The following is a 3,385-nucleotide window of genomic DNA, read 5'->3' as shown; positions in this document are numbered from 1 at the left end:
GCGGACGTGCGCGTCGAGTTTGGTCACGAGATAACAATCGACCGCCGGCGGCGCGTGCGGATTGCCGACCCTGCTGTCGTCGGTCAGGAACAAATAGCGCGACTGGGTCGCCGCCGCCATCGCGCGCATCGCATATTCGGCCTTGTCGGCGACGCCGGAGGCGGCGACCGGAGTGATATGGATGCGCTTGGCACGCGCAGCCTCGGCTGCGGCCCAGGTGCGCCCGAACTTGTCGTCGTGCGGCGGGGCGTCGGCGACGAGCAACAGCGACTTCACCGCATCGGGGCGCCAATCCTGTCCGACCGCGCGGATCATCGCCTGATCCATCGCCTCGGGATAGTCGCCGCCGCCGTTGGCGTCCTGCCGCGCGAGCGCACCCTGCACCCGGCCGATGTCGCGGTCGAAGGCGATGGTGCGCGTGACATAATCGTCGCCGAGATCGCGGTAGAAAACGAAACCGATGCGGATATCGAGGTCGCGGTGCTTCGCCGTGATCGCACCGATGATCGAGCGCAACTCGGCCTGCAGATAGTTGATCTCGTCGCCCATGCTGCCGGTCGTGTCGACGACGAGCATCAGATCAAGCTTGGTCACCTTCGCTGCCGCCTCGTTCGCGGTCAGCCCGACGAGCTGACCGCCCGCGGCGTCGGCGACGAGGACCGGCCGTGCGTCGGCGATCGTGCGCCCAGCCTTCCTTGCCGAAACCGTGATGCGTTCGCTCAAGCGGTCGAGGCCGGGGAAGAAGACCGCGCTGCCGTCGGCCTGTGTCGCCATCGTGATGCTGTTGCCGTCACTGCACGTCACGATGACATCGGCAAAGGGGATCGGCTGGCCGCTGCGGTCGCCCACCCTCACCGTCACAACGCGCGTGGTATCGACGCGCGGCAGGTTCCGGACTTCCTGCCCCAGGTCGCCGCTGCGATGGACGTAGGATGCGTAGAGTTCGGGGTTGAGCAGGTCGTCATGCTCGCCCGCGGTCAATATGCCCGATTGGGGCTGGGGCTGCGGACGCGGCCCGGGCGGCACGATACCGGCGCTTCGCCCGCCCTCGATCCTGGATGAGGCGGCATCGGAACCTCTGGCGCTTTCCTTGGCAGCGGGAAGCGACACGATCACCTCGCTCACATCCCCCCGGCTTTCCGATGCCTCGATCGACGGAGACGGCGGGGCGGGTACTGCGAGCGGCGGCGGTGGCGGCGGAGGCATCGGTTCGGTCCGGTCGCGCGATCCGCTCCTGTATCCCGTCTCGTCGGAGCCGAACTGCTGGCGCGATGCCACCTCGGGGTCGATCTGTGGCAGCGGTGCGGCGTTGCGGCAAAAGCCTTGCCCGGTTCCCGCCGGCACGGTGCGGGCGGTAGCCGGAATCGGTCCCTGCACCGAGGTCAACAGCGCGAACATGGTCGCGCCCGAAAGAAACCGGCTTCGCATCATCAAACTCCCCGCCATGTGATGTAATATCATTAACCTGTCGCCCGGCCGCTGAACCGCAACTGAACCGCGATGAAGGGTTATATTGCAGCGACTTGCTTCGCTGTGCGCCTCGTCACAGCAGCGAAATCTTCGCTCCGGCATGGCGTTCGACGCGGCCCGCAAGCTCGAGTTCGAGCAGCACCAGTTGCACCGTTGCGGCCGCCTGCCCCGACTGTCGCACCAGTTCGTCGACCGCGACCGGCGTCGGGCCGAGCAGGTCGATCAGCGCCCGCCGCTCGCCATCGCCGGCATCCATGGGCGCAGGAACGGCAGCATAGCGAATTACGGGTTCGCGGACCATGCGGGCGTCGATCGGTCCCACCGCCTCGATCACATCATCGATCGTCTGGATCAGCGTCGCCCCCTCGCGGATCAGCATGTTGCAGCCCTGCGCGCGCGGGTCGAGCGGCGACCCCGGCACCGCCATCACCTCGCGCCCATAGTCGCCCGCCCGGCGCGCGGTGATCAGCGAGCCCGACCGCGGCGCCGCTTCGATCACCACCGTGCCGTGCGCGAGCCCGGCGATGATGCGGTTGCGCGACGGAAAATGTCGCGCGAGCGGTTCGGTACCCGGCGGCTGTTCCGCGATCAGCAACTGGTCGCTCGCGATCTTTTCCTGCAATGCGGCATTTTCGGGCGGAAAGGCGACATCGATCCCGCTGGCGATCACCCCGACCGTCGAACCGCCGAGCGCGCCGACATGCGCAGCAGTGTCGACCCCGCGCGCCAGCCCGCTGACCACGGTCACGTCGCGCGCGGCAAGGTCTGCGGCGAGCTGGCGCGCGAAGCGGCACGCGATGGCCGACGCATTGCGCGCGCCGACAATCGCAACGCACGGACGATGCAGCATTGCAGCGTTGCCACGGATCACGACGACGGGCGGCGCGCCCTCGACCTCGCGCAGCAGGGCCGAATAGTCATCTTCGTCGGTGAAGACATGGCGGGCACCGAGTGCCGCCACGCGCTCGACTTCGCGCTCGGCCGCATCGAGAGACGCGATCCGCGCCTTCCCCGCTCCGCCGCGCAGCACAAGGTCGGGCAGCGCGGCGAGCGCCGCCTCGCCCGATCCGAAACGCTGCATCAACTGGTGCCAGCTTACCGGCCCGACATGCGGGGTGCGGATCAGCCGCAGCCGCGCCAGCCGCTCGGCGTGCGTCACGCCGTCTCTTTCTTTCCGCCGATCCGCGGCTCGGTCCCGGCGCGCAACCGCGCGATATTTTCGCGGTGCCGCCAGAGCACGATCACCGCAAGGCCGGCGAGCCCGACCGCGTAAACCGGGTGGCCGAACGCCAACGCCGCGACGGGCGCCGAAACCGCGCCCAGCATCCCGCCGAGCGACGAGATGCGGAGCAACAAGACCGTGCCGAGCCACACGATGGCGAACACCAGCCCGATCGGCCAGGCGAGCGCGAGCGCGAGGCCCAGCAGCGTCGCCACGCCCTTTCCGCCGCGGAACTTCAGCCATACCGGATAGCAATGCCCGATCATCGCCGCGGCGCCCGCGATCATCGCGGCATGGTCGCCGAGTTCGGGCACGAAATGCCGCGCGAGCAGTACCGCTACCGCACCCTTTGCGCCATCGAGGATCAGCGTCGCCGCCGCCAGCCCCTTGCGTCCGGTGCGCAGCACATTGGTCGCGCCGATATTGCCCGAGCCGATCTGGCGCAGGTCGCCCGCCCCGAACGCCCGCGTCAGGATCACCCCGAACGGGATCGAGCCGAGCAGATAGCCCGCGGCGATCAGCAAAAAGGTGGTCATGATGCTCCCTGCTCCCTTTCGTTCCTTTTGGCGGGATTGGGCAAAGCAATCAACGGATTCGGCGATGGTTACAGTCAATATGGACTGTAAGCGTCGCCCCCTGCTAGGGCCGCGCCATGTCCTCCCCCGCGGCGCACGCCCCCATTCTCTTCTTCGA

3 protein-coding genes are annotated in these 3,385 nt (G+C 68.2%); all 3 read right to left on the bottom strand.

Translation table 11 applies throughout. The features are described from left to right. A partial coding sequence (locus VGD20_RS08600; RefSeq protein WP_331134046.1) for a vWA domain-containing protein occupies positions 1 to 1,398 on the bottom strand: 1,398 nt, incomplete at its 3' end. 145 nt (positions 1,399 to 1,543) lie between these two features. Further along, positions 1,544 to 2,629 (bottom strand): DNA-processing protein DprA, encoded by a 1,086-nt coding sequence (dprA, locus tag VGD20_RS08595; protein ID WP_331134045.1) that lies wholly within the window; start codon positions 2,627 to 2,629, stop codon positions 1,544 to 1,546. Then, positions 2,626 to 3,228 (bottom strand): glycerol-3-phosphate 1-O-acyltransferase PlsY, encoded by a 603-nt coding sequence (gene plsY / locus VGD20_RS08590; RefSeq protein WP_331134044.1) that lies wholly within the window; start codon positions 3,226 to 3,228, stop codon positions 2,626 to 2,628. The genes dprA and plsY overlap by 4 nt, the downstream gene beginning before the upstream one ends. Between the last annotated feature and the right edge of the window lie 157 nt (positions 3,229 to 3,385).

Origin of the sequence: Sphingopyxis sp. (assembly GCF_036402335.1) — a bacterium.
In the GTDB taxonomy this organism is placed as follows: Bacteria; Pseudomonadota; Alphaproteobacteria; order Sphingomonadales; family Sphingomonadaceae; genus Sphingopyxis.
This window is presented reverse-complemented; position numbering and strand designations above follow the sequence as displayed.